Raw genomic sequence first — 25,387 nt, 5'->3', positions numbered from 1 at the left:
AATGAGTTTTGCCATAAAAAGTACTTTACCTTTGGAGGTGCTTTTAGCATAATGCCCACGTCAACAGGGGTGTAGTTCCAATTGGTAGAACAGCGGTCTCCAAAACCGATGGTTGCGGGTTCGAGTCCTGCCACCCCTGCCAAATAAAACAACGGCTTGCATAGAAATATGCGAGCCGTTTTATTTTGCGTAGAATAAAACGTAGAAAATGATTTTGCTTGGATTGAATAACTCGCCATTTTTTAACGCTACCAATTGCCGGTACTATTTCCATTTTTCTGTCGTAACCCTCCACATAACTGCGGCTTGTAGGCTCATTTACTGTCAATGCTTGTTCATCAAATAGGTTGTTGTCGAAGCCACTAATCCGCCAGTTTTTAGCCTAATAATCGATGCTAAAGCGAGTTACCATATAATCATCTGAACTGTTATCGCCGTTATAAATCGAGCTGCCTGCGCTATCAAAGTCTTGGCTGTGTTCGAAATAAGATAAGCCGATAAAGCCACGGTTATTTAAATCAAAACGGTATTTATCCCATCTAAAATTTACCAATGTGTGACTGTTTGTGCCGTTACTTGTGTAAAAGTCTGCATCGAACCTTTGTCTGTCATGAACCCGCAGTACATTGATCAAACCTATTAGCCGTCAGAAATGAGTATTCCACGACACTTTATTTTTTGTTCATCTTTGGGATCTTAGTTCCAAAATCTAAGATTTAGTTTGAATTGAAGGTCATAACAGTACAATATAAGGACTATACTGAATGCATCTTAAGTGTGTTCATCATCGTTCTGCTACTCGGCTAACAACTATGCTAAATATTGATGATCCTACACAAACCGAACGTACTCATGCGTTATGGCGCTTAGGCTTTAGACCTTTTTTCCTTGGGGGAGCAATATTAGCTGCGCTATATATCCCTTTGTGGCTATTAACTTGGTTTACTCCCCAATATAGCTTTTTCCCTTCATCCTTTTGGAGCAAGATATTGCCGCTATGGTGGCATCCACATGAAATGCTGTTCGGTTTCGCTATGGCAATTGTGTGTGGATTTTTGCTGACTGCCGTTCAAAATTGGACCAACCAACCCACATTAAAGGGATGGCCACTCGCATTGACCTTTAGCTGCTGGTTACTGGCACGATTATTACTCTTACTCCCAATGCAAGTTCCGCTCATTTTGCCTGCCTTTTTTGATTCATTGTTCCTTGGTATGGCAAGCCTTACTTTATGGCGCTGCATTTATAAGGTGAAGCAATGGCGCAATATTGGTTTTCCGATCATGTTGTTTGCCGCACTCGTGATTAACAATGTCAGCTATTACGCTTTATTTGAACGCGACTTTATTCTTGCCAACCAGATCTGGCAGGCGATGTTATGGTGGTTAGCCTTACTTATCACCATAGTCGGTGGGCGTGTCATTCCATTCTTTACCGCGATGCGCATTAAGGCCACTAAAGCAGATCCCTTAACTTGGATTGAATACCCGCTAATCCTGACGATGATCTTGCTCGTCATTCAATCACTCATCCACCTTATACCTCTGGAAGTCGAGCGAGGTTTACTGCTCATTGCGGGGCTCTTGCAGATGGTCCGATTTGCACGCTGGTTACCCCATAAAACACTTAAGGAACCTATGTTGTGGTCCTTGCATCTTGCCTATTTAATGTTGCCACTCAGCCTGTTAGCCATGAGTTGGTATCTCGATAATGAATATGCCTATCGCAGTTTGCTTCACCTATTTGCTATTGGTTGTATGGCTACCCTGTGTCTTTCGATGATATCCAGAGTGTCACTCGGGCACACAAGTCGAAATATTTATGAGGGCCCTAAGATGATCTTGGCATTTATTTGCCTACCGTTAGCGGCACTGCTCAGGGCACTGATGCCCATCTGGTTTCCGGCCCACACCCAAGTCTGGTTATGGTTGGCTGGCAGTTGCTGGTTTATCGCATTTACACTGTTTGTATGGCATTACTTGCCGATACTTTCTCGCCCCCGTATCGATGGGCGCCCAGGTTAATATTGATGTTAGGACAAAAGGATACAAAGTGAAAACTTATTTTAAAACAGTCACATTGCTAAAAATGATTTGCTTGCTCGTCATAACTATATGTACATCTGTAGCGGCTTCCGATACTAGCAATCAACAAAAATACCCTAACCAATATCAATCTTGGCAAGCCACCTCTGAACAAGTTGAACGCGAAGATATGCTCGCCAATTATCCCGCCAGCATCATACTCTGGGCAGGATCTTCCTATGCCAAAGAGTACCATAGCCCACGTGGACACCATTTTGCCGTTGCTGATGTGACGCATACTTTACGTACAGGTGTCCCCCCTAAAGCAGGAGAGAAAGGATTATCCGCCAGTTGTTGGACCTGCAAGACACCGGATGCCCCTAGATTGATTGAACAACTAGGATTTGAAGGATACTCCGCTAAAAACTTTACCGATCTGGGCAAAGAGATCCAAAGCGTAGTGTATTGCAGTGATTGCCATGAATCTGGCACTAATAAGTTAACTTTACCTCGCCCCCATGCCCAAGAGGCTATGGCTAAAATTCACCTGCCATTCGATAAACAAGATACCGATATGCAAGGTGCGCAGGTATGTGGTCAGTGTCATGTCACTTACTATTTCCGTCCGGAAAAAAGTAATGTTGTTAATATTCCCTGGATTTTTGGCAGCACAGCCGACGATATTGAAAAATATTATGACACTCGCCGCTTCTTCGAATGGATCCATCCTCTTTCGAAAACGCCCATACTCAAAGCACGTCATCCTGAGTTTGAACACTGGAGTCGCAGTAAACATGCCGAAGTCGGTGTCACTTGCATTACCTGCCATATGCCTACCCAGCAGGATGCAAAAGGTGTTGAATTTACTAGTCATAAAGTTGATAAAGCCTTACCGCATTTTGATAACAGTTGCAGTGGCTGCCATAGCAGTAAAACCAAAATTGAAACCAAGCTTGCGACCAATAAATTAGCGATTGAGACCAAAGCTCGCGAAGTTGAAGCTCTGCTCGTCAAAGCCCACTATGAAGCCAAAGCGGCATGGGATGCAGGTGCTAAATGGGAGAATATGAATGAGCCAATTATGGCGATACGACACAGTCAGTGGCGCTGGGACTTTGCCATGTCTTCACATGGTTTATATGCACATAATCCACAAGAAGGTAAGCAGCTTTTAGATAAAGCCATCGAACAAGCGAACGAAGCACGTCATCTGCTCGCTGGAATATTGAAGCAACTTAACGTGACTCAAGTTAGCTATCCAGATATCAGTACTAAGGAAAAGGCCCATCAAGCGATAGGGTTAGTTGAATCGGATTTAATCAAAGAAAAACAAAAGTTTATTGAAGAGGATGTGAATAAAAACTGGCACCCTGTCGCAAAATATGGTTACTAGTTTATTAACGGGTAGCTGATAATTTGAGGGATTTTAAAGCTCAAAAGCGAGAGGAAGCTCGAGTATTTATGCTTTGATTCAGTGAGCGTTATGCCAACAAGGCTTGGTCGGTTCTACAGCGATGCTCATCTTCTTTTGCACGAATAATAACTGCAGTCGAAATGATTCATGTCATTTCGGCTGCAGTATATAACTCATTGAGATGTGGTCAGTAACGACAAATTAATCACTGTAATCTGTGTCAGACATCTGTAATTCAGTTTTTTAATGCGTAAAAAGCCGATCTTACTTTGAGGCAAGTGATTGATGAAATTCTATTATCTTGGTTGGCTGCCAAAGTGATTGGTTTCGGTGCGAAACTAAAACCAGTGTACAACTCTGTTCACAAATAGCCTTGGCTACGCGCTTTTCTGTCTCCTCATCCAATGCCGAGGTGGCCTCATCCATTATCAGAATTGGCGCATTTTTGATAAGCGCACGTGCTAAGGCAAGCCTTTGGCGTTCCCCTCCCGATAACCCTGCGCCTTGCAAGCCGACTTCTTGGTAAATGCCCTGTTCTGATCTATCTAACACTTCATCTAGTGCGACTTGGCGTGCAATTTTATCTATGGCTTGATCGTCGGCATCAGGGTTACCGATACGAATATTGCTGGCAATGGTGCCTGTAAAGATGATTGGATCCTGCGGCACATAGGCGAAAAAGCGGGCAAGTTCAACAGCGGGGATTGAAGTGAGCGACACCTTGCCCAAAGTGATCAGGCCTAGGGTGGGATCATCAAAGCGCATCAATAACTTAAGTAAGCTGGTTTTACCTGAACCGCTCGGGCCACAAATCAGCACGCGTTCACCTGGCTCGATAGTGGCATTGATATTTTGCACCGCAGGGGGAAATGTTACGTTATTCAATTCGATTGTATGATTGTTCGGTGTCTTTTGTTGCACTTGGCTTGGCTCTTTGAGCGTTGGCGCATGAGTCGCTTGTCGATAGTGTTTAATAGCCGCTAGCTGATCATTAATGCCTATTGCCGCCACGGCGAGAGTCTCAAGTGGCGCCGCCGCGCGCATGGTCAACATCAAGACAGCGAGCAGCATTGGCGTATTGTTTATACCGGATAGCACCAGATAGAGTGCCATGCCTGCAATAGGTAAAAAGCTGGCGATAGCCGACAGTAATGTTGCTATAGCAGCGGCGTGATTAGTTCGTTCCAGTGCGATTTCTTGTGTTTGCCAGTTTTGCTCCAACCGTGTTGTTGCGCCGCTATAACCTGCTGCTGTGCGCAGTAACTCTAAGTGGTCGATCAGTTCAAGAGTTGACTGATCTGCTGCCAATTCAGTGTTGTTTCGGTCCATATCTGCGCGGGCAAGGGCTCGTTGCGCCATACTCTGAATCACAAATGACACGAGCAACAAGCTAGCCAACATCAGTACCAGTGGTATGCCACCGATCAATCCTATGCCAAAGGTAATGCAGAGCGGAATAAGCGGTGCATGAATAAATACCTGAAATTGATGTGCCGGAATACTCATAAAGCCAGGAATACTTCGAGAGACAGTTTCTATGAGTAGTGTCCTGACACTTGGTGTAAACCAAGAGAGTTTAGCTTGTTGCATGGTCGTGCCTAATGCACTGTAGAGCGCATTGGCCAGCTTTGCGCCAGCCCAAAAACCTGAACGCGAAACCAGTATTGTGGTGAGTATGGTTATTGCGGCAATGGATAGTACTTTTTGTGGTGATTGCTGCTGAGTAATGGCTAAAGCCAGTTGAATGTAGCATGCCGCTTCCAATATGGCCGCCACAGCCCAACCGCAGGCAACAGGTATTAAGTGCTTTATGGCTGCGTAATCTTGGGGACGATTTATCATTGGCCTTCTCCTTCCCTGTGATGATGTTTGAGTGCGAGCTTGTCATCCGCCAGCTCGGCAAGCGTTAAGTCATGGGTGACCATCACAATCGTTTTGTGGTTTGTTTTTGCGTGATGGCGTAGTGCTGTGAACACGTTAAACGCCGTTTCGCTGTCTAGGGCCGATGTGGGTTCATCAAGCAATATCACCCTAGCGGGTGAAAGAAACACACGGGCAAGGTTGACGCGTTGTATTTCACCGCCAGACAGTGTGCTTGCATGAGTATTTAAGGGTTTATCCAATTGCGCGCAGTGTAATGCCGCTAAGTAATCCTCATCCGTGGCATCAGGTGCGGTGAGCGCGAGATTGTCGGCGATGGAGGTTGCCAGTAGTCCCGCACTTTGCGGTAATAGCATGATCGCGTGATTAATCGAGGCTTCATCTATCTCTTTGAGTGCAATACCAGCGAGTCGAATATCTCCGGTATGTAGCGGCTCCATGCCAGCTAATAAGCGCAGTAATGTGGATTTGCCAACACCACTGATCCCTGTAACTGCCGTCACTCTGCCAGATCTAAATTGATAGTTAATGGGCACAGATTGATTGCTTGTAGACAGTGAAGGCATAACATTCGTGAGGGTGAGCGGCATATTTGCATTAAGCTCAATATTGCCGTTACCAACAGGAACTCTCGATTGCTCAAGAAAATCCGTTAGCCGCTGAGCGGCAGCGCGGCCCGTGGCGAGATAATCAAGCCCATGCCCGAGCTTTAGGGCTGGCGTGACTATGGCCAGACTGAAGAACAAGGCTGCAGCAAGGTTTTCTGGGGGCCATTCATACCCGATGGCATAGACAATGGCAAAAGTACAGACAGCCTGCAGTAGTGATGTGGCCACGGCGACTGAAGTTGATACCTTGCTTACCCGCTCAAGAATATCCCCAATAAAATGTGTCGTTGCCTTTTGGTAGTCGGCCATAGCACCAGTTTGTGCGCCATAAATGCGAAATACAGGCGCACCACGGGCGTAGTCATCTACTGCTGCAGTGATATTTCCCATCACATTGACCCGTGCTTCCCCCTGTTTTGCTGCAAGCCTTGGGATCACCACCAAATAGAAAAGCGCTGCGACTAGACCTGGGATAAGGGCAAGTAATGCCACTAAGCCCGCACTTAAGATCAGCAAACCAATAGTGATGACAGGGACAATGATAAAGGTCGCTAGCTCAGAGGGTAAATGCGCGATCATATGATGCAATGACGCTATGTCATCGACCATTAATCGCTTTAACTTTTCGCCCTTATATTTTGCCAAGGTACTTGGTGGCAACCTAACAAGATGCGCTGCAACATGACGCCTTAATCTTCCAGAAAATTGCGCCTCAGCATTGTGGTTAACCCAAGATGCGCCAGCTGATAGCAACGCTGACACTACCCCAAATATGAGCGCCCCCGCTAACCATAGCGAGTGATGACCAGCAATAAGTTGAATCATGCACCAGAGTGCACCTAGTGTCGTCACGCCAGCACCTGCCGCTAGCAGCATTCCGAAAGTGAGTGCGGGAATCGCCGGACGTAGGGCGAAGGCTAATGTTGAAGTGGGACTGAAAAGTCGCTGCATTTTAATGTTCACCTAAAAAATCGAAGTGGAACAGGCTGGGCTTCGGTCTGGAAAGTGTGATTAACACAAGGCCAATGAAGCGATGAAGTCTTGATATTGCAGAGTAAAAAATAGTCTGAGTGCCAGAGTTTATGGGCAAATGAACATCCACGAGCCAAATTCCTTGTTTCATAAAAATTGAACCGCCATGAGATGGCGACCATATTAAGCGGTCACTTTTATTTATCAACACAGTGTTGATAAATGTTTTGAACGGCGATAATATAATTGATAACTATTCTCATTGACAACAAATCTTTCGTATAAGGAGTTATTAAACATGCCCCGATTTGGTAAGTTTTACCCACAATCAAAGTGGGTTATCGGTTTTCTTGCGCTGGGGCTTAGCGCTATTTCAGGCTCAACTATTGCTGACAGTGGAACTGCTCCAGATAAGCAATCCAAGCAACAAGATGCAGCGGGAAATATTGAAGTCATCACTGTTTACGGTCAGAAAATCGAGCGGACGCTGAAGGAAACGGCGAGCTCAGTGACGGTCATCACCGAAGAACAGTTGAGGAAAAATGCCGACCAATCAACGATCTCTGAAATTCTCGGCGGTACGCCAAACTTAATTTATGCCGGAAATACCGATGCGCCCATTATCCGCGGTACGGATACTAAAGGGCCTGTTGCAGCGGGTAATGCCTATTTATCTAAGCCTGTACCCGGGGCAACTATCAGTGTTGATGGTAAATATCTGAGCCCCGCAGAACTGGATTTAGGTGCCGCTGGCGTGTGGGATGTGTCGTCTATTGAAGTTTACCGTGGTCCGCAAACGACCAGTCAAGGAGCCAACAGTATTGCTGGCGCTGTAGTCATCCATACCCATAACCCCACTTATACGCCAGAATTTGCAGCGCAAGCACTTTATGGCAGTCGGAATAAGCAGCGTTTTTCGGCTATGGCATCTGGTGCGCTAAGTAATGACTTTGCCGCAAGAATTAGCGCAGATTACAGCGCTAGAGATACCTTTGTTGATTACGTTAACCCAGAGTTTACTGCCCATGATTTAGATTTTGAGTTTAAAAACCAAAATCTACGGGCGAAGTTGTTATGGGAACCCGAAAAATACAGCAACTTTTCCGCCATGCTGACTTATTCCTCCACTGAGGCTAAACGTCCCAGAAACGAGGTGGTATCAGAACCCTATGATGACTTAGAAAATCGTTCAATTTTTCAGGATAATCAAGAAGTCAGCAATCATGTCGGGATTTTTGATCTTGAATATGTGTTCGACAATGGGATGAAGTTGCATAACCAACTGCAGTATTCAGAAGGGCAGTTTGATTATCGGTTCGCAGCACCTTATCAAGGGATCGCAAAACGAGATAATGAAAACTTTTCGAATGATATAAGGCTGAACTTTGGTGACAAGAGTTCAGAGTTTAGTGGGGTTGCCGGTGTCTTCTACTGGGACGATAAAACGAATAACAAGCTGAATAACGTATTTGGTAATGCCGACGCCGACCTGAGACATACCAGTTTTGCCCCCTACGGTGAAGTCATATGGCGCTTCTCACCCAAGTGGGCATTCACCAGCGCTCTTCGTTATCAGTCTGATGAAATTAGCCACGATGGTATTGCCAGCTACATCCCAGGTGTGCGCCATCAATATGAAGAGACGTTTACGGCTTTATTACCTAAAGTTGCCCTGTCCTATGATCTGACAGATAACGTCTTAATCGGCGCGATGATCAGTGAAGGCAATATTCCTGGGGGCACAGGTATTAACTTCCGCGGCGGCGAATATTATACCTTTGATGCCGAGTCGGCATGGAACTATGAACTTTTTACCCGTATCGATCTGCTTGAACAACGCTTAATCATAAATAGCAATCTCTTCTACACCCGCTTTAAGGATTCACAACGTTCAGTTACTGACTACCTAGATGGACGTCCCTTTGGTTCTGTCATTATTAATGCCGATGAAGCGCAAAGCTATGGGATTGAATTAGATTGGAACTTTAAAGTAGCCGATAGTTTTAGCCTATATGGTGGGCTGGGTTTACTTGAAACTGAGATAAGTGAATTTAATGACTACCGTGGTGAGGAGTTTGTCGGCAACGAGTTTAGTAAAGCGCCGGGATATATGTTCAATATAGGGTTTGACTATTCAATCACGGACACTATCAAAGTGAGCGGTGATGTGCGCCATACGGATGGATACTTTTCAACGGATACCAATGAGCCTGAGTTAAGAGTGGGATCTTACACTACGGTAAACCTGAATTCTTCCTATCAAATCAACCAATATTTTGAAGCCTTTGTTTATGCACGCAATTTGCTGGATGAACGTGCACCCGTGGCAAAAATGGCTGACAGAAGTACCGGAGGCGTGGATGCATATTTACTTGAACCTCGAGAAATAGGTGTAGGCGTTAGGGCGAAGTTTTAGCGGCTAGCTTCTACCCGCGGTATTGGCTATTGCCATGCAGCGGGTAGCAAGAGCGGTTAGAATGGCTTTTTTGCCTTGGAAACCTTATCGATATGACACAAGTACCGGAGCAACCTACTCAAAAACGCCAGCGTGGCAGACCTAGCCGTATTTCCCGTGAGGCTATCGCCAGAGCTGCGTTGGAGATTGGGGTTGATCAAGCGACCATCCCTGCTATAGCCGCGCATTTAAAGGTCGATCATTCTTCCCTCTACCATCACGTGGCAGGTCGAAATGATGTTATCTCCATTGCTGCTGAGCTTGCTATCAATGAGCTGGACTGGCGAGCGCCAGCAGCCACCGATTGGCGGAGTGAATTGATCATATTGACCGATGCCATTTGGGCACTCTATGAGCGTCATCCTGGCCTCGCTGAGTCTATCCATCAGGCCAGTGTTACGCCGTCATCGGGTATACGTTCTTTTGCTGAATCGGTCGAAAAGCTGCAACAAAAAGGCTTCTCCCTCGATGAAGCAGTGCTGGCCGTTGATATCTTAGTTGACATGGTGGGGGAGTGCTTTTTGGGATGGTGGTCAACCACTAAACCAGAAGCCGATGGTCGGACACGTAAAGAGCGAATTATCGCAATTTGGGAAGATGAAGCCACCAAGCTCCCTGATAAAGCTGAGCAGATAAATGCGATGGTAGACATCATGAAGGTGGGCGCCCGCAAATGGTGGGAGCGAAAACGTGACTTAGTGTTAGCGGGTATTGCCGTTACCCATGCCCAAAAGGCAGGGGGATCCGATAAGGCTCAAACATAGCGCGTCGATATGAAAACCTCATAGCGGCTGCAGATTAGTACAAGATTTATTGCGTATAGGAAGTATCAGTTTGTGAAGGTGGTTTATGCACTGACGTGCTTTTTTGTGCTTTGTTTTGCCTCATTGCTGCTAGGCGCAAAGTATGCCTCTGTGACGCAGATGCTGACGTTCTCGGATGATGTCTGGTTGGTGTTATCTGCGAGTCGCTTGCCGCGGCTCTTTGCCTTGATTTGCTCAGGTGTAGGGCTCGCTGTCTGTGGCGTGATATTGCAGCAGATTGTGCAAAACAAGTTTGTTGAACCTGCTACTTGTGGCGGGCTTGATGCCGCCAAACTAGGCATATTAATTTCAATCATTCATGCTCCGAGTATGGGTGTCACCGCCAGAATGTTAGGAGCTTTGGTTTTTTGCCTGCTTGCGAGCTTAGCTTATATTCTGATTATTCGTGGTATTCGGTATAAGAGTCCGGTGCTCATTCCAATTATTGGGATTATGTTTGGCAGTGTACTCAGTGCGATAGCGGAACTTTATGCTTATCAAAACAATATGATGCAGAGTATGCAGAGTATGCAGGGATGGATGTTGGGTGATTTTTCAAAAATCGTGCAGGGTAACTACGAAATCATCTATCTGATCCTTCCCGTGGTCATACTGACCTACCTTTATGCACAGCGCTTTACCATAGTGGGAATGGGCGAAGGCTTGGCTACCACACTAGGCCTGAGTTATTTCAACCTAGTTATCTTAGGGTTAGTGCTGGTTTCCCTGACTATAGCGACCACAGTTATCACAGTCGGGAGCATTCCATTTATTGGTTTGATTATTCCTAATCTTGTCGCTATGCGTTACGGCGATAATTTAAAACGCACCTTGCCTATTATCGCCTTTGCTGGCGCAACGCTACTGATTATCTGTGACTTGCTTGGTCGGCTTGTTTTGTATCCCTTTGAAATTCCTATAGGTCTAACGGCAAGCTGTTTAGGTGGACTCATATTTTTAGCTATCGTTTGGAAAATCAAATGAAAGACAGTGCATGGCGTTTTTTGAGCTGGGGGCTGCCTATTATGTTGGCAGTCACATTTTTATTGATGGGCTCAGGCTTTGATTTTGACTATGTCATACCGAATCGATTGGTGCGTTTGGGCACTATTTGCCTTGGTGGTGTCTGTATTGCGTTTTCTTCGATACTGTTTCAGACCTTAGCCGGAAATCGCATTTTAACGCCATCTATCATGGGGTATGAAGGGGTTTACTTGATTTTGCAGGCTCTGTTGATCCTTATCTTAGGGACGGGCAGCAGTATTCTGATCACCGCTAACAGCAATTTCTTTGTCTCAGTTGTGGTGATGTTGCTTTACTCAATGGTGATTCACCGTTGGCTATTTAGTGGAGATCGACATGATGTGTTCTTCCTACTGCTTGTGGGCTTAGTGCTCACTGTGGTGTTAGGCAGTTTTACTCAGTTAATCCAATATTCTATCAGTCCCGGTGAATTTTCAATTTTCCAGAGCTATAGCTTAGCGTCGTTCAACCGCGCTCAACCAGAGCAATTGCTTATCTCTCTAGTACTTGTCAGTGCCGTGTGTATTGCCGCTTGGAGAGTGCGTGCAGTGCTTGATGTATTACTGATGGGGCGGGAGCAAGCTATCTCTCTTGGTATTGATTATCAAAAAGTGGTGCGCCTGTTATTAGGCCTTATCGCGGTATTGGTCGCAATATCAACCAGCTTAGTAGGGCCTACGGCCTTTATGGGGATATTTGTAGCGAATATGGCCTATACACTGGCAAGGCATCCGTCGCACTCATTTACCTTGATAACAGGATGCGCCGTTGCTATCTCAGTTTTTCTTATCGCACAAATACTTGTTGAGCACCTGTTTAATTATCAAACCAGTGTTGGGCTGTTAATTAACTTATTTTGTGGTGCCTATTTCTTTGTATTAATTCTTAAACCTCGGAGCGCAGTGTGATTACCGTCAATAACTTACATCATTCTTATGGCGCGAAACCTGTGCTTAAAAATGTTACCACGCAATTTCCCGAACATCAGATTACATCACTCATTGGCCCCAACGGCGCTGGCAAAAGTACCTTATTGATGTCGATTGGTCGGTTACTGAATATCCAGCAGGGCGAGGTATTACTCAAAGGTACTGCTATCCACAACATTCCCCTGAAGGATTACGCCAAGCAAGTGGCAACTATGCGTCAGTTTAACAGCCTCAATTTACGCCTGACGGTCAGGGAGTTAGTGGCATTTGGTCGCTTTCCCTATAGTCGAGGCAAACTCACAAAGGCAGATCATTGTGCCATTGATGAAGCTCTGTCGTTTTTAGACTTACAGTCATTAGCTAATGCATTTATCGATGAGCTTAGCGGCGGACAACGCCAAATGGCCTTTCTGGCAATGGCGATTGCACAGCAAACAGATTATTTATTGTTAGATGAACCACTCAATAATCTGGATATGAAACATGCCGTTAGCATAATGCGGGCGCTTCGCCATCTGTGTGACGACTTCAAGCGAACGGTAGTGTTAGTGGTTCACGATATCAATTTTGCGGCTAATTACTCCGACTATATTGTCGGCATGAAGCAAGGCGCTGTGCATTGCGAAGGACCCGTTGAAGAGGTTGTTACAGCACAAAGGTTAAAAGCACTGTACGAACTGGATCTTGAAGTGCTGAAAACGAGCCAAGGAACAGTTTGTAACTATTTCAACTTCAACTTATAAGGAGAATACAAGTGACGTCGAAATGTAAAAGCGGTATTAAAGTGATGGCGATTCTGTTATTTAGCTCGGCTTTTTTGCTGGCCTGCGACAATAAAAGCGAGCCAGTACAGCAGACGATTCTTGCAACGTCTGATACTAGCGACTCAAGTTTTACACCTGTTGAAATAACCCATAAGTTGGGCACTACAGTTATTACAAAACGGCCGGTACGCGTTGCGGCCCTCGATATGAATGAAGTCGATTATCTCGAACAGCTAGATATTCCCATTATCGGCATGCCAAAGGATTTTGTTCCTTACTACCTGCAGGACTATAGCAACAACAATGATATCGTTGATTTAGGCGCCATAGTTCAGCCCAATATGGAACGTATTTATGCACTTAAACCCGATTTGGTGCTGATGTCATCTATTCAAGCAACTCATTATCAGGCGCTTTCGAATTTGGCTCCGACCATTCATTTGGATATTGATTATCAAGACAGTAACAGCGATTACTTTGATATAGTCAAACAACACTTGTTGGTGCTGGGGAAAGTATTTGATAAGCAAACCTTGGCAAAACATAAAGTGGATGAACTGGAAAGTAAGATCCAAGCCGCCAGAATGGTTATTCAGGATAGGCCTGAGAAAGCACTCGTGGTGTTGCATAATAATGGTGCTTTTCGATTCTTAGGTATTCGTTCTCGGTATGGGTTCATTTACAGTGGGCTAGGGGTTAAACCCGCTAGCTTATCAGAGCAGATGGGATTGCACGGCCAACCTGTATCAAGCGAGTTCATTCTTGAAAACAATCCTGACATCATTTACGTGGTAGACAGAACCGCAGTCATGGAGCGAAGCCCTGTATTGGATAAACAGTCCATAGATAACCCTCTCTTGCGTGAGACGAATGCTTGGAAGACGGGAAACATCATTTTTGTAGATCCTGAGGCTTGGTATATCACAGGGGCCGGAATAACATCCCTTAACATCATTATTGATGATGTATTAAAGGGCTATATAAAGGAGCCGCTGGCTGTAAGTCGTTGACTTACACCAGCTAATGATTCACTAGATAAATGCGTTATTTAGTCAAAATAGTGAGTAAACTTGTTAGAAAAGTAAATTTTTAAATTAATTAAATCATAGAGTTATTTTATTTTTCTCTCAGTGTCTTTTTCTAAGTAACAGGATAAAGACTTGATATTAGATTGTTTACGTCTGGACTCCAAAACTGATGGTTGCGGGTTCGAGTCCTGCCACCCCTGCCAAATAAAACAACGGCTTGCATAGAAATATGCGAGCCGTTTTATTTTATCTGCCATTTAGCCTCGATATATTTAGCGCCCTCTCTATTCATTCGCGGTTATCGCTTTTTCTCATAAATGCTGTTTCTCATAAAACTGCCGTATACCTCTTGTAACATTTAAGCCCTGCGGCTTAGGTAAATCGGTTTGCAACTTTAGTTGTGCTTAACATACAATCGCCTGCCAAATTATGTGAGGAAGTAGGGTTTGAATAGTGTGATGCAAACAAGACGCACCCTAGCGATATGGCTTGCTGCCATGTTGGTGCTATTGTCTGTGGCCATTGCTGTTCACAGTATTTCCCATGCTAACGAAGACCCTAAGTCCCATTGTTCGCTGTGCTTGCATCAGCACCAGTTGCAACATGCGATAACCAGTACACCCTTTCATTTCCAACTCACTCAACAGAGTTATATCTCGGTTGAGTTCCAAGCCATTTCCTTTAAACGACCTTTTAGTCGTTTCTTCAATAGTCGTGCTCCGCCCATAACAGCATAAGTTACTGTTTATTCAATTTATCTTAATTAACTTTGAGCGCCTTGGCTTAGTGAAGGCGTCGATGCTGTTTATTTTCGGAGTGAAAATGACCTCTTTATATATGCCCAAGCGCGCTGCGCTTTTGCTGGGTGCCTTGGTTGCACTCAATCCTATTTCAATGCTGCTGGCTGCGGAGGATGCTCAATCTGGTAATGCTATTTTAGAGACTGACATTGAACGTTTAAGTATCCACTATCGCCAAGCTTACCGTGGCAATGTGTCTGCAACTGAACTTCCGCAAGCGATCAGTGTGTTAGATGAGCAATTGATCAAAGACGCGGGGCTGACGCGGTTTCAAGATGTGCTGGATTATTCCGCCAGTGTGGCGCGGCAAAACAATGGCGGCGGTTTATGGGATAGCTTTTCCCTGCGCGGTTTTCCGGGTAACGAGAACATGCCATCGGGCTATTTAATCAATGGCTTTAATGGCGGTCGAGGTTTTAGTGGCCATAGGGATTTATCGAATGTCGCCTATGTTGAGATCTTAAAAGGCCCTGGTTCGGCGCTTTATGGCCGCTCTGAGCCCGGTGGTACGGTCAATATAGTGACGAAGAAACCTCAGTATGAAACCAGTGGCTACTTAAAGGCGTCGGCAGGAAGTTTCGATCAATATCGATTAGAAGGAGATGTAACCTCAGGTTTAACCGACAACTTGGCATTTCGGATTAATGGCGCGTGGCAGGAATACGATAGTTTTCGCGATCATGTGTTCAGCGATAAAAAAATCGTCACGCCGTCAGTGCGTTGGCAGATTTCCGATAAAGCCTTGTTACTTTATGAAATGGAATACCTCAAGCAGGAACAGCTATTCGATCGCGGCATTATAGTGCTCAATAACGATATCAATACTGTGCCACGCTCGCGTTATTTAGGTGAGCCTAATGATGGCGCAACTGTGGTGAATGCTACTGGGCACCAGCTGACCTATGACTATGAATTAAATGATGATTGGTCATTAACCGCGGGCTACAACTATCGTGATTCTAGTTTAAAGGGCTATTCGTCCGATGCTGAGTTGGCCAAGGGGCGGCAATCGCTATTTGATGATGGCCGCACGCTAACCCGGCAGCACAGATATCGTGACTATGCCTCCGAGGATAATTCACTGCGTCTAGAGTTAAGTGGTCATGTGGATACCGGTTTTATTCGCCACAATTTGCTGCTCGGCGCCGATGCCTATCACTATAGTTTAAAGACGGGGTTGTATCGCTATCGAGGCAAAAAAGGTGAATATGCCATCGATATTTATGCGCCGCAATACGGCGGGCCTCAGCCAGAGGTGAGTTTGCTGTATGAGAATAACGAAACCCAAAAGGCGTGGGGAACTTACCTGCAAGATCAAATGGATCTCACTGAAAAGTGGAAGCTGCATCTTGGGTTAAGGTTCGATAGTTATCAGCAGGATATCAGTGAAGTCGCGAAAGACACGCTATCAGAGCAAACCGATAGTAGGGTTAGCCCTAAAGTCGGTCTGGTGTATTTATGGTCCGATGCCTTAAGTTTTTATAGTTCTTATTCTGAAGGCTTTTTACCGCTTTCTGGAACTGACTTTGCGGGTCAGCCCTTCGAAGCGGAAGAGAGTCAGTCGGTTGAACTGGGGATGAAGTTTAATGGTACTTGGTTAAACGATCTTCCTATAAACGGTAGTTTAGCCGTGTTCGATGCTCAAAAGAGCAATATCTTGACCTCAGATCCTATCAATGTTGGTTTTTCTGCCACCTTAGGTAAAGCTAAAAGTAGCGGGGTTGAACTCGATTTAGCCGCTGAACTGACAGAGGATTTACAAGCAAAATTATCCTATGCCTATCTTAATACCCGTACCGCCAATGACAGCTTGAATCCTGATTGGGGCGTGCTCATTCCTGCAGGCAGTCCACTGGTGAATGTGCCAAAGCATACCGCGAGTGTGATTCTGAAACAGGATTTGAATAGGCTTTCTATTGATGGTCATCTAGGGCTTAGCTGGCGTTATGTGGATTCGCGCCTCGGCGATTCTGCCGATCCTAGTTTTCAATTGCCTTCTTATCAGTTACTTGGGTTGTTTATGAACACCCACTTAAGCGACAACTTAAGCCTTGGAGTGAATCTGGATAACTTACTGGATGAACATTACATCGCGAGTAGCTATTCCGCTCTCTGGGCCGTGCCGGGTGAGCCACGTAGCATTAAAGTGAGTGTCAGCTATGAATTCTAATATCAGTGCTAACCCAGCGTTATCTTCAGGTTTTGCCGAGCAAGAACTGGGTCGTTCTATTGGCCGCACCCGGATCAATAGTATCGATATGATGCGCGGCGCCGTGATGCTTATCATGTTACTCGACCATGTGCGGGAGCGGTTTTTCTTTCACATGCAGGTGAGCGATCCTATGGATTTGAGTTCGACTTCTTGGGGGCTTTTTGTGAGTCGCTTTGCCGCCCATTTTTGTGCGCCAGTCTTTGTGTTCTTAACCGGGGTTTCTGCATGGCTTTATGCCAATAGTAGCCATGGCGAGCCACGTTCAGCACGTATGTTTTTGATTAAACGCGGGCTGTTTTTAATCGCGCTGGAAATTTTAGTGATTAACGTCTCTAACCTCTCTTGGATGGTCAGCTATTACACCCTTTGGTTACAGGTGATTTGGGTGATTGGTCTGAGTATGTTAGCGCTCGCTGCGATGATAAACCTGCCTAGACCTTGGATGGCCCTTTTAGGATTTGCGATTGTTTTTGGCCATAATCTGTTGACGCCAATTGGTTTTCAGCCCAATGAGTGGGCTTACGGTCTGTGGACCATATTGCACGACCGCGGTTATCTCGTCAGCGAAGGTGCGCTTAGGGTTAAGGTGAGTTATCCCGTGCTGCCTTGGATTGGGGTGATTTTACTGGGTTATGTTGCAGGGCCACTTTTTAGTAATAAACCGAATGGAAGCCATCTTGATGCATCGGCTCGCCAGCAAAAGCTGCTGTTTTTAGGGATCAGCTGTTGGGTACTTTTTGCGGTGCTACGTGGGTTTAACCTTTATGGCGAAACCTTGCCTTGGCAGTCGGGAGCACATTTGGGTGAAACCTTGATGTCGGTATTTAATTTAACGAAATACCCGCCATCATTAAGCTTTTTACTGGTGACCTTCGGCGGCATGTTCTTTTGCTTAGTGGCCTTTGAGCGGTATTTTGCATCAAGTGGGAAAGTGGGAGGGGGATTAGCGCGAGTGGGCCATGGGTTGTCTGTGTTTGGCTCAGTCCCTATGTTCTTCTATATCTTACATTTGTACGTGCTGTTACTGCTTTATACTTTAGCGAAATTCATCTTTGGCGCAAACCATGGTGAGTACTTTGGCGTGAGCAATATAGGATGGGTTTGGTTTATCGCGGGCGTGTTAGCCATCGCATTGTATTATCCCGTTAAGCGATTTAGCAAATATAAAAAGCACAGCACTCAGGCTTGGATTAAGTACCTCTAATCTATTTTGCGTGATCAAGCTTTAAATGCAAAAGTCGCCAAGTGTTTACTTGGCGACTTTTTGCTTTGGTCAGAGCAATAATCTATTTAGCGATTATTCTGCGAGTAAGCTGCGTAACATCCAAGCGTTTTTCTCATGCAGTTGGATGCGCTGGGTGAGTAAGTCCGCAGTCGCTTCATCATTCGCTTGATTCACCAGCGGATACAAGGCTCTGGCATTGCGGATTACTAGCTCCTGATCGCTTAATAGTTCGCGGATCATGGTTTCGGCTTGAGTGACACCTTGATCTTCTTTTATCTCGGTCAGCGCGGCATAGGCTGAATATGAGCCGAGTGCTCTGGCGCCTAATGCACGTACACGCTCTGCGATAAGGTCGACCGCAAGGGCTAGTTCGGTATACTGCTGTTCAAATAGCAAGTGTAAGCTAGTGAACATTGGGCCAGTAACGTTCCAGTGAAAGCTATGGGTCTTAAGGTAAAGACTGTAGCTGTCAGCCAATAGTTGGTTTAGCCCTGCGGCGATTTCTTCTCTGTGAGCTTGATTGATACCTATGTTAATCATGGCGTTTTCCTTCTATTGTCTTACTGAGTGTGTTTAGTCTAATCTTCTGATATTAAATGTAAAATGAGTAAATTAGATTTTGTAAATCTATAAATTCGATTGAACTTTCGTGTGTTAAATCTCGTAAGCGATAAAGCCAGATATCATCTCCTTTCGCCGTGCTGCAGTAACAATGCCATGGCAGAACTGCTATCCTAGCGGGATATTGTGAGTTGATACTTTAATTGAATAAAACTGACCCTAATGAATAAATCAGCCTATTTAACCGCCATGAATGTGACAACTTGGCGAGTGCGCGACACTAAGGTGAAACCTTATTTAGTGATTTGGGATGAAAACGGTGAGTTACCAGAAGCAGAGCCGCTTATTGACGCAGTGCTAACACTTATCGACATAAAGCGTGACGAATGTGATTTTGACTGTGAGCCCCATACGGGAAAACAGATCGTTTGGGATCTGCGACGTCACAAAGTCAGGCCACGTACCGCATGGTTAGTGTCTGAGCCGTTGGCCGATTTATTGGTGGGTTGGCAGGCTAAAAGTGCGCTCTGGCAGCAGATTTACCAATGGCGCGACCAAGTTAGCGGCCAAGCTCCAAGCAAGTCTTAAGCTTTACTCGTAAATACATTAATAACCAATACTTTGGAATACCAGCGTTGAACATCCCACCAGTAGATAGTCTATTCACAACACCATTCGCAGCACAATTGACCGCAGGTTTGCCTGTTGAGCTTGTGGCTCTCACGCTTGAAGGTGTTCCCCAAATGGCGCAGCTTGAATCCTTGGCCCATAGCCATCCCATGAGCGAGGGGAATCTTGCCGATTGTTTTGGTCACTTGTACCGTGTCCTAGGTTTAAAGCTGAGTGCTCACTTAGAGGTAGATGCAAATACTGAGGCAAATATTGACGTTGTTTCGGATTCAGATACTTATCACGTCGAAGGACTCTTAGGGTTTGCGATAGTGCAGCAAATTATCGATGAAGTGACTTTATTGGATATTTGCCTATTACCGAGTCAGCAGGGCAAAGGTTACGGTAAGTTATTACTCAAGGCTGTGATGGCATCGGCCAAAGTATCGGGCGCTGTGGTGCTTATGTTAGAAGTGCGAGAGTCTAATCTCGGCGCCCGTGCTTTATATCAACAGGCTGGCTTTATTGAATCGGGACGTCGTAAAGGTTACTACCCGATAGAGGGCGGTAAAGAAGATGCTATCTTGATGGATTTAGCGATAACCCAAGAATAAGCTGAGCATTAGCGTTCATGTCGTATAACGACAGCTATACGAACCACTCTTCATAAACAACAGTCATAAAAACAGCCAATAAAAAACAGCGCCTAAGGCGCTGTTTTTCTATTTTAATAACCTTGAACTCTACATCTAAGCAAGAAGGTTATTTTACTTCTTTACCTTGGGCTTGCAGGTCCGCATGGTAGCTTGATCGCACTAATGGGCCACAGGCTGCATGGGTAAAACCTAACTCATCGGCTAAGGCTTTAAGCTCATCAAACTCTGCTGGTGGCACATAACGTTCAACCGGCAAATGGAACTTAGACGGCTGTAGGTATTGGCCTAAGGTCAGCATTTCAACTTTATGTTCACGCAGATCACGCAGTACTTGAGCGATCTCTTCGTTGGTTTCACCCAGTCCCATCATCAGGCCTGATTTAGTGGGCACATTTGGATGACGTTCTTTAAAGCGTTTTAGCAGATCGAGCGACCATTGGTAATTCGCACCTGGGCGCGCTTTACGATAATGCATGGGCGCCGTTTCTAAGTTGTGGTTAAACACATCAGGCGGCTCAGTCGATAAAATATCTAAGGCAGCATCGATACGACCACGGAAATCAGGCACTAAGGTTTCGATCTTGATGTCAGGATTTAGTTTGCGGATCTCACGAATACAATCGGCAAAATGCTGGGCGCCACCATCACGTAAATCGTCACGATCTACAGAGGTAATTACCACGTATTTCAGCTTCATATCGCGGATTGTTTGCGCCAATTTAACTGGCTCTTCAGCATCAGGCTTAAGCGGACGACCATGGGCCACGTCGCAGAATGGGCAACGACGAGTACAAATCGCACCCAAAATCATAAAGGTTGCTGTGCCGTGGTTGAAGCATTCCGCAAGGTTAGGGCAAGAGGCTTCTTCACAGACAGAGTGCAGGCCATTTTTACGCAGCGCTTGCTTGATGTCTAAAATGCGTTGATTCGATGCCGGCAGTTTAACCCGTAACCAATCGGGTTTACGCAACATAGTGTCGCGCTCTGATGGGACGATTTTGACCGGAATACGAGACACTTTATCGGCATCTCTTAGTTTTACTCCGGGTTGTAAACGTTCAGGCCTATTCATGACGCTGCTAATCCTTGATGATGAACTAGGTGTTGATAGCCCAGTAATTGGCTAAAAGTAATAGTAAGTTGCTCGCCCGCTTCAATCACGGTTTGTGGTCCGCCAAGTGCTTTGCATTGCACCATTTCAAGACCGGCATAACCACAAGGGTTGATGCGGCGAAATGGTGCTAAATCCATATCGACATTAAGGGCTAATCCATGGAATGAACAGCCTTTACGGATGCGTAATCCGAGGGAGGCAATTTTACGTTCGTCCACATATACGCCCGGCGCATCGGCCTTGGCATAAGCGTTAATGTCGTACTTGGCGAGCATATCGACAATGCTTTGCTCTATATGAGTAACGAGTTGACGCACGCCGACTTTACTACGTTTTATGTCGAGAAGAGGATATACCACTAGTTGTCCAGGGCCGTGGTAAGTGACTTGGCCACCACGGTCCACTTGGATCACAGGAATATCGCCAGCATTCAAAATATGCTCGCTTTTACCAGCTTGGCCTTGGGTAAACACGGGTGGGTGTTCTACTATCCACAGCTCATCTGGGCTCTCACTATTACGCGTGTCAGTGTAGTGCTGCATGGCATGCCACACTGATTCGTAATCTTGTTTTCCAAGATGCCGAATGTGCAAAGTCGTGTCTTGCAAGGGCAACCTCTCCCCTTAGAATTGAGTGGCGCTATTATACGCCTCTTGACCATAAATGTAAGACAGATCACATTTCATGGCCTTGAGGAATATTTATAGTACGCGGCGTACGCCTTCGATAGCGGCAAGTTCAGTGTACAAAATTTCGATATGGTCTTTGCTTGTCACTGTCACGCGGATAGTAATGGAGTGATAGCTACCTTTGCTCGACGTTTTTGTCGAAGGTGAATAATCACCCGGTGCATGTTTTTGTACCACAGCCACGACTTTGTCAGTTAGCGTTTCGTGGGCTTCACCGACGACCTTAAAAGGAAATGCGCAAGGGAAATCCATCAGTTCATCAAATTTAGTGTCTAACATACTCAGTACTCTTAGCGGCTATATTGGGATATATATGGTGGCGATTATACCCGATTCAAGGGCGATGCACTCCCCAAAAAAATAAAGCCACCCTAAGGTGGCTTTATTTATGGGACTTAGGTTAGCTAAACCATCCAGAAAACATCTGCTTAAAGTAATCGACTAATTTACTAAACCAGCTACCTTCGTTGACTTCTTGCAACGTTACCAGTGGGAACTGGGCAATGTCTTTACCATCAAGTTGGAAGAATAGACGGCCTACAGTTTCACCTTTTTTCAACGGTGCATCTAATGGCTTAGTCAACTCGAAGTTTGCTTTCAAGTCTTTACCGCGGCCACGGCTGATCGTAATAGGTGTATCTGTTGCGACGCCTAAATCAACAGTGCTCTTGTCACCGTACCATATCTGTTGGGTTGTAAAGCTATCACCCGCTTTGTAAGGCGTGACAGTTTCAAAGAAACGGAAGCCATAGGTCAGTAACTTTTTACTTTCAGCTTTACGGGCAGATTCACTTTGAGTACCCAGAACCACAGAAATCAAACGCATGCCGTCTTTGGTTGCAGATGCGACTAAGTTGTAACCTGCACCTGAGGTGTGGCCTGTCTTGATACCGTCCACGCTCATGCTGTTATCCCACAACAAACCATTACGGTTATATTGTTTGATACCGTTGAAGGTATAAAATTTTTCGCTATAGATGCGGTATTCTTCTGGAACGTCGCGGATTAAGGCTGCACCTAACAATGCCATATCATAGGCGGTTGTTTTGTGGTTTTCTGAGTCTAATCCATGGGAGTTTTCGAAGTAGCTATCACGCATACCCAGCTGTTTTGTCCATGAGTTCATCATGTCAACGAAGGCGCCTTCGGTGCCAGCGATATGCTCTGCCATAGCCACACACGCATCGTTACCCGATTGGATGATGATACCGCGGTTTAAATCCCCGACTTTAACGGTAGTACCGACTTCAATGAACATCTTCGAGGAGTCAGAGAAGTTTTTAGACCATGCATTTTTACTGATAGTCACATCATCATCGACCGAGACATTGCCCGCTTTGATTTCTTGACCTATGACATAGCTGGTCATCATTTTAGTTAGGCTGGCTGGGTTAAGGCTTTCATAAGCGTTACTCTCAGCGATAATCTGGCCCGAATTATAATCCATCAAGACGAAAGCCTTGGCGGCCACTGCTGGTGCATCAGGTGTAATAATAGGCTGCGCAGCATAAACGGGGAGAGACACACTGGAAATTAGCAGCAATGTTTTAATGGGACTTTTTACAAAATTCATCATTAACTTGGCACGTCTTTTGGTTGTATTAAATGGAAAGGATTCGAGAAGGTCTCCAACAGTGTACCACTTTCTGACTGTGGGTTTTAGTGAAGGTTCCTTCATCTCTATTTTTAAATCAATTCTGGTCCGAGCAAACAGTCATTACTCATGGACTATATAGCCCTCAGGAAACCCATTTTGCTGGACGTTATTGAGCAGTTTGTCTGCTAATTCAGGTTGGCCTATGGGGCCGAGCTGTAGTCTAAACATATTGTTTGCGGCTTGTACACGGGTCTTTACCTGATATTTTCGCTCCAGATTTTTCGCCATGGTATTGAGTTTGGCTTTATCTTTCGATGCGACTAACTGAATGTAATGATTACCTGTATCTTGCGCGCTGGCAATAGCCGAATTAGTGGCCGCGACACTGCCGACATACACCACATCGAGTTTGATCCGCGCGGTTCCTTTGCCGAGCATGCCGAGTTTATAGGCGGCGGCGTAGGAGACGTCGAGAATACGGTCTGAGTGGAATGGCCCGCGATCGTTGATACGAATGATCACTTGCTTATTGTTATCTAAGTTAGTGATCCGAGCATAACTTGGCAGTGGCAGCGTTTTATGGGCACCCGACATGGAATACATGTCATAGGGTTCGCCATTGGATGTCTCATAGCCATGAAATTTTTCACCGTACCATGAGGCACGGCCCGTTTCACTAAAACCTTGGCCTGTGTTCATCACAGTGTAAGACTCGCCGTAAACCGTATAAGGCTTGTTACCGCGGCGACTATAGGGCTCGTACTTAGGCGTGGCATTTGGCACATGATCCACATTGGGTGGATTGAGTGGCAGCTTGTCATTCTTTAGCGAATAGCGCCCCTTGTTGGGGTCCATATTTTTTTTGTTTGTGCTGGAGCTAGCTTGGTTTGGGCTCGAAGAACACGCAACAAGTGTGAAGCACGCAACCAAAGCGACAAGCTGTAAAAGATTATTTTTTAGCGGCATGCTGTTCCTTTAATTGTTGGCTAAATTGATAAACGGCCATTGAATACAAAGGACTGCGATTATAGCGAGTGATTACATAAAAATTGTTTAAGCCAAGCCAATAATCATCGTGATCGGCTTGTTCCAGTTTAATGAGTAAGGCTTTTTGCGAGACATCTAAGTCCCTCGCATCAGCTAAGGACAAGGTTGGCGTTAGAATATTGGCGACTTTATAATTGAGCTTTTCGCCTGCCCATACTTTCGCTTTTGGCGCTGTTTGGCTGCTATTGACCAGCGGCAAAGCAACGGGTGCATTGGCTTGCCAACCGTGTTCATGGAAATAATTGGCGACACTGCCAATCGCATCCTCTGGGCTTTGCAATAAATCGCGGTTACCACTGTTATCGAAATCGACGGCGTAATGGCGGTAACTTGAGGGAATAAACTGCCCATAACCCATGGCACCCGCATAGGAGCCTTTGAGGGTATTGATATCTAAGTGTTCTTCTTTGACTAATTTCATCAACTCACCAAATTCCTTGCGGAAAAAGGTGGCGCGAGGCGGATAGTGAAAACCTAAGGTATAGAGGGAATCAATCACAGGGTAATTTCCTGTGAACTGCCCGTAGAAGGTTTCAATCCCAATAATGGCGACGATAATCTGTGGGTCGACTTGGTACTTAGCCGCCGCTTTAGTAATGGTTTTCTCGTGTTTTTTCCAAAAAGCGAGCCCAGCATCAAGACGTTTTTCTGTTAAAAAAATCGGGTAATACACATGCCAAGGTTTTGCTTCCCATGGACGGGTCATCGCATCGATAACCCCTTGGTTGTATTTTGCTTTGTCGAGAAAAGCGAGCACTTCTGTCCGAGTAAAACCTTGTTTTACTTGAGCTTGGATAAACTCTTCTTTGAGCTCAGCGGGAGTTGCGGGTGCGACTTCAGCGGCCGGAGCCACTGGCATGCTTGAAGCGGGTGCCTGCGCGGGTGTCGGTTCATTTGCCGTAGTGCATGCGACTAGGCATGAACTTAAACACAGTAAACCGAGTGGAGCCAAATAAGCTCGGAGAGTAGGCATAAA

23 protein-coding genes and 1 tRNA gene are annotated in these 25,387 nt (G+C 45.5%); 14 read left to right on the top strand and 10 right to left on the bottom strand.

Annotation, left to right across the window (positions count from 1 at the left end; genetic code table 11):
- The first annotated feature begins 65 nt into the window (after positions 1–65).
- A tRNA-Trp gene (locus L5M40_RS03560) sits at positions 66–142 on the top strand.
- 240 nt (positions 143–382) lie between these two features.
- Here L5M40_RS03560 and L5M40_RS03555 read toward each other — a convergent pair.
- Entirely contained in the window at positions 383–553 is a 171-nt protein-coding gene (locus L5M40_RS03555; RefSeq protein ID WP_263177259.1) for a hypothetical protein, read from the bottom strand.
- Between the two features lie 259 nt (positions 554–812).
- Between L5M40_RS03555 and L5M40_RS03550 the strand changes: the two genes are divergently transcribed.
- Complete coding sequence (locus L5M40_RS03550; RefSeq protein WP_263177258.1) at positions 813–2,024, top strand: NnrS family protein; 1,212 nt, start codon at positions 813–815, stop codon at positions 2,022–2,024.
- Positions 2,008–3,417, top strand: coding sequence for an ammonia-forming cytochrome c nitrite reductase subunit c552 (locus L5M40_RS03545; protein ID WP_263177257.1), 1,410 nt, complete (start codon positions 2,008–2,010; stop codon positions 3,415–3,417). Before L5M40_RS03550 ends, L5M40_RS03545 begins: the two co-directional genes overlap by 17 nt.
- A 285-nt stretch (positions 3,418–3,702) precedes the next feature.
- Here the strand turns inward: L5M40_RS03545 and L5M40_RS03540 are convergent, their stop codons facing one another.
- Both L5M40_RS03540 and L5M40_RS03535 read right to left on the bottom strand, forming a co-directional pair.
- On the bottom strand, positions 3,703–5,280 hold the full coding sequence (locus tag L5M40_RS03540; protein ID WP_263177256.1) for an ATP-binding cassette domain-containing protein: 1,578 nt from the start codon (positions 5,278–5,280) through the stop codon (positions 3,703–3,705).
- Entirely contained in the window at positions 5,277–6,878 is a 1,602-nt protein-coding gene (locus L5M40_RS03535; protein WP_263177255.1) for an ATP-binding cassette domain-containing protein, read from the bottom strand. The genes L5M40_RS03540 and L5M40_RS03535 overlap by 4 nt, the downstream gene beginning before the upstream one ends.
- Positions 6,879–7,197: 319 nt before the next feature.
- Here L5M40_RS03535 and L5M40_RS03530 point away from each other — a divergent pair, with 319 nt between their 5' ends.
- The 9 genes from L5M40_RS03530 to L5M40_RS03490 all read left to right on the top strand — a co-directional run bounded on the left by L5M40_RS03530 (position 7,198) and on the right by L5M40_RS03490 (position 18,117).
- Positions 7,198–9,315 (top strand): TonB-dependent receptor, encoded by a 2,118-nt coding sequence (locus L5M40_RS03530; RefSeq protein ID WP_263177254.1) that lies wholly within the window; start codon positions 7,198–7,200, stop codon positions 9,313–9,315.
- A gap of 92 nt (positions 9,316–9,407) precedes the next feature.
- A complete protein-coding gene (locus L5M40_RS03525) occupies positions 9,408–10,118 on the top strand; it encodes a TetR/AcrR family transcriptional regulator (protein WP_263177253.1) in 711 nt (236 codons plus the stop codon).
- 72 nt (positions 10,119–10,190) lie between these two features.
- Positions 10,191–11,141 carry an ABC transporter permease gene (locus tag L5M40_RS03520; RefSeq protein WP_317629664.1) on the top strand — a complete coding sequence of 317 codons (951 nt, stop codon included), beginning with the start codon at positions 10,191–10,193 and terminating at the stop codon, positions 11,139–11,141.
- On the top strand, positions 11,138–12,088 hold the full coding sequence (locus tag L5M40_RS03515) for an iron chelate uptake ABC transporter family permease subunit (RefSeq protein ID WP_263177252.1): 951 nt from the start codon (positions 11,138–11,140) through the stop codon (positions 12,086–12,088). The genes L5M40_RS03520 and L5M40_RS03515 overlap by 4 nt, the downstream gene beginning before the upstream one ends.
- A complete protein-coding gene (locus L5M40_RS03510; protein WP_263177251.1) occupies positions 12,085–12,852 on the top strand; it encodes an ABC transporter ATP-binding protein in 768 nt (255 codons plus the stop codon). Before L5M40_RS03515 ends, L5M40_RS03510 begins: the two co-directional genes overlap by 4 nt.
- Before the next feature lie 11 nt (positions 12,853–12,863).
- On the top strand, positions 12,864–13,883 hold the full coding sequence (locus L5M40_RS03505) for a siderophore ABC transporter substrate-binding protein (protein WP_317629663.1): 1,020 nt from the start codon (positions 12,864–12,866) through the stop codon (positions 13,881–13,883).
- Between the two features lie 464 nt (positions 13,884–14,347).
- The gene (locus L5M40_RS03500; RefSeq protein WP_220775743.1) at positions 14,348–14,638 is read left to right on the top strand and encodes a DUF2607 family protein; all 291 of its coding nucleotides are present in this window, start codon (positions 14,348–14,350) and stop codon (positions 14,636–14,638) included.
- Between the two features lie 85 nt (positions 14,639–14,723).
- The gene (locus L5M40_RS03495; RefSeq protein WP_263214232.1) at positions 14,724–16,871 is read left to right on the top strand and encodes a TonB-dependent siderophore receptor; all 2,148 of its coding nucleotides are present in this window, start codon (positions 14,724–14,726) and stop codon (positions 16,869–16,871) included.
- Positions 16,861–18,117: a DUF1624 domain-containing protein gene (locus tag L5M40_RS03490; RefSeq protein ID WP_263177247.1), complete on the top strand. Its 1,257-nt coding sequence runs from the start codon at positions 16,861–16,863 to the stop codon at positions 18,115–18,117. The genes L5M40_RS03495 and L5M40_RS03490 overlap by 11 nt, the downstream gene beginning before the upstream one ends.
- Positions 18,118–18,210: 93 nt before the next feature.
- Here the strand turns inward: L5M40_RS03490 and dpsA are convergent, their stop codons facing one another.
- Complete coding sequence (gene dpsA, locus L5M40_RS03485; protein ID WP_028761488.1) at positions 18,211–18,678, bottom strand: DNA starvation/stationary phase protection protein DpsA; 468 nt, start codon at positions 18,676–18,678, stop codon at positions 18,211–18,213.
- A gap of 243 nt (positions 18,679–18,921) precedes the next feature.
- On the opposite strand from dpsA, the gene L5M40_RS03480 reads away from it, so the two are divergent.
- Positions 18,922–19,287, top strand: a complete 366-nt coding sequence (locus L5M40_RS03480; protein WP_028761487.1) for a hypothetical protein — start codon at positions 18,922–18,924, stop codon at positions 19,285–19,287.
- Positions 19,288–19,334: 47 nt separating this feature from the next.
- Positions 19,335–19,922 (top strand): GNAT family N-acetyltransferase, encoded by a 588-nt coding sequence (locus L5M40_RS03475; RefSeq protein ID WP_411569079.1) that lies wholly within the window; start codon positions 19,335–19,337, stop codon positions 19,920–19,922.
- A gap of 148 nt (positions 19,923–20,070) precedes the next feature.
- Here the strand turns inward: L5M40_RS03475 and lipA are convergent, their stop codons facing one another.
- The 6 genes from lipA to mltB form a co-directional block, all read right to left on the bottom strand.
- A complete protein-coding gene (gene lipA, locus L5M40_RS03470; RefSeq protein WP_028761485.1) occupies positions 20,071–21,036 on the bottom strand; it encodes a lipoyl synthase in 966 nt (321 codons plus the stop codon).
- Entirely contained in the window at positions 21,033–21,686 is a 654-nt protein-coding gene (lipB, locus tag L5M40_RS03465) for a lipoyl(octanoyl) transferase LipB (RefSeq protein WP_028761484.1), read from the bottom strand. The genes lipA and lipB overlap by 4 nt, the downstream gene beginning before the upstream one ends.
- 93 nt (positions 21,687–21,779) lie before the next feature.
- Entirely contained in the window at positions 21,780–22,046 is a 267-nt protein-coding gene (ybeD, locus tag L5M40_RS03460; protein ID WP_006082758.1) for a DUF493 family protein YbeD, read from the bottom strand.
- 121 nt (positions 22,047–22,167) lie between these two features.
- On the bottom strand, positions 22,168–23,343 hold the full coding sequence (locus tag L5M40_RS03455) for a serine hydrolase (RefSeq protein ID WP_028761483.1): 1,176 nt from the start codon (positions 23,341–23,343) through the stop codon (positions 22,168–22,170).
- Positions 23,344–23,484: 141 nt separating this feature from the next.
- Entirely contained in the window at positions 23,485–24,330 is an 846-nt protein-coding gene (locus L5M40_RS03450; protein ID WP_131523223.1) for a septal ring lytic transglycosylase RlpA family protein, read from the bottom strand.
- Positions 24,314–25,384, bottom strand: coding sequence for a lytic murein transglycosylase B (mltB, locus tag L5M40_RS03445; protein ID WP_131523224.1), 1,071 nt, complete (start codon positions 25,382–25,384; stop codon positions 24,314–24,316). Before mltB ends, L5M40_RS03450 begins: the two co-directional genes overlap by 17 nt.
- Positions 25,385–25,387: the final 3 nt, after the last annotated feature.

The organism is Shewanella sp. SM68 (genome assembly GCF_025653925.1).
In the GTDB taxonomy this organism is placed as follows: Bacteria; Pseudomonadota; Gammaproteobacteria; order Enterobacterales; family Shewanellaceae; genus Shewanella; species Shewanella oncorhynchi.
This window is presented reverse-complemented; position numbering and strand designations above follow the sequence as displayed.

What these genes read in the sequence shown, in the direction of transcription:
- L5M40_RS03550 (WP_263177258.1), top strand. Translation starts at nt 813, where the DNA reads ATGCTAAATATTGATGATCCTACACAAACCGAACGTACTCATGCGTTA.
- L5M40_RS03545 (WP_263177257.1), top strand. Translation starts at nt 2,008, where the DNA reads ATGGGCGCCCAGGTTAATATTGATGTTAGGACAAAAGGATACAAAGTG.
- L5M40_RS03540 (WP_263177256.1), bottom strand. Translation starts at nt 5,280, where the DNA reads ATGATAAATCGTCCCCAAGATTACGCAGCCATAAAGCACTTAATACCT.
- L5M40_RS03535 (WP_263177255.1), bottom strand. Translation starts at nt 6,878, where the DNA reads ATGCAGCGACTTTTCAGTCCCACTTCAACATTAGCCTTCGCCCTACGT.
- L5M40_RS03530 (WP_263177254.1), top strand. Translation starts at nt 7,198, where the DNA reads ATGCCCCGATTTGGTAAGTTTTACCCACAATCAAAGTGGGTTATCGGT.
- L5M40_RS03525 (WP_263177253.1), top strand. Translation starts at nt 9,408, where the DNA reads ATGACACAAGTACCGGAGCAACCTACTCAAAAACGCCAGCGTGGCAGA.
- L5M40_RS03515 (WP_263177252.1), top strand. Translation starts at nt 11,138, where the DNA reads ATGAAAGACAGTGCATGGCGTTTTTTGAGCTGGGGGCTGCCTATTATG.
- L5M40_RS03495 (WP_263214232.1), top strand. Translation starts at nt 14,724, where the DNA reads ATGACCTCTTTATATATGCCCAAGCGCGCTGCGCTTTTGCTGGGTGCC.
- L5M40_RS03490 (WP_263177247.1), top strand. Translation starts at nt 16,861, where the DNA reads ATGAATTCTAATATCAGTGCTAACCCAGCGTTATCTTCAGGTTTTGCC.
- dpsA (WP_028761488.1), bottom strand. Translation starts at nt 18,678, where the DNA reads ATGATTAACATAGGTATCAATCAAGCTCACAGAGAAGAAATCGCCGCA.
- L5M40_RS03480 (WP_028761487.1), top strand. Translation starts at nt 18,922, where the DNA reads ATGAATAAATCAGCCTATTTAACCGCCATGAATGTGACAACTTGGCGA.
- lipA (WP_028761485.1), bottom strand. Translation starts at nt 21,036, where the DNA reads ATGAATAGGCCTGAACGTTTACAACCCGGAGTAAAACTAAGAGATGCC.
- ybeD (WP_006082758.1), bottom strand. Translation starts at nt 22,046, where the DNA reads ATGTTAGACACTAAATTTGATGAACTGATGGATTTCCCTTGCGCATTT.
- L5M40_RS03455 (WP_028761483.1), bottom strand. Translation starts at nt 23,343, where the DNA reads ATGATGAATTTTGTAAAAAGTCCCATTAAAACATTGCTGCTAATTTCC.
- L5M40_RS03450 (WP_131523223.1), bottom strand. Translation starts at nt 24,330, where the DNA reads ATGCCGCTAAAAAATAATCTTTTACAGCTTGTCGCTTTGGTTGCGTGC.
- mltB (WP_131523224.1), bottom strand. Translation starts at nt 25,384, where the DNA reads ATGCCTACTCTCCGAGCTTATTTGGCTCCACTCGGTTTACTGTGTTTA.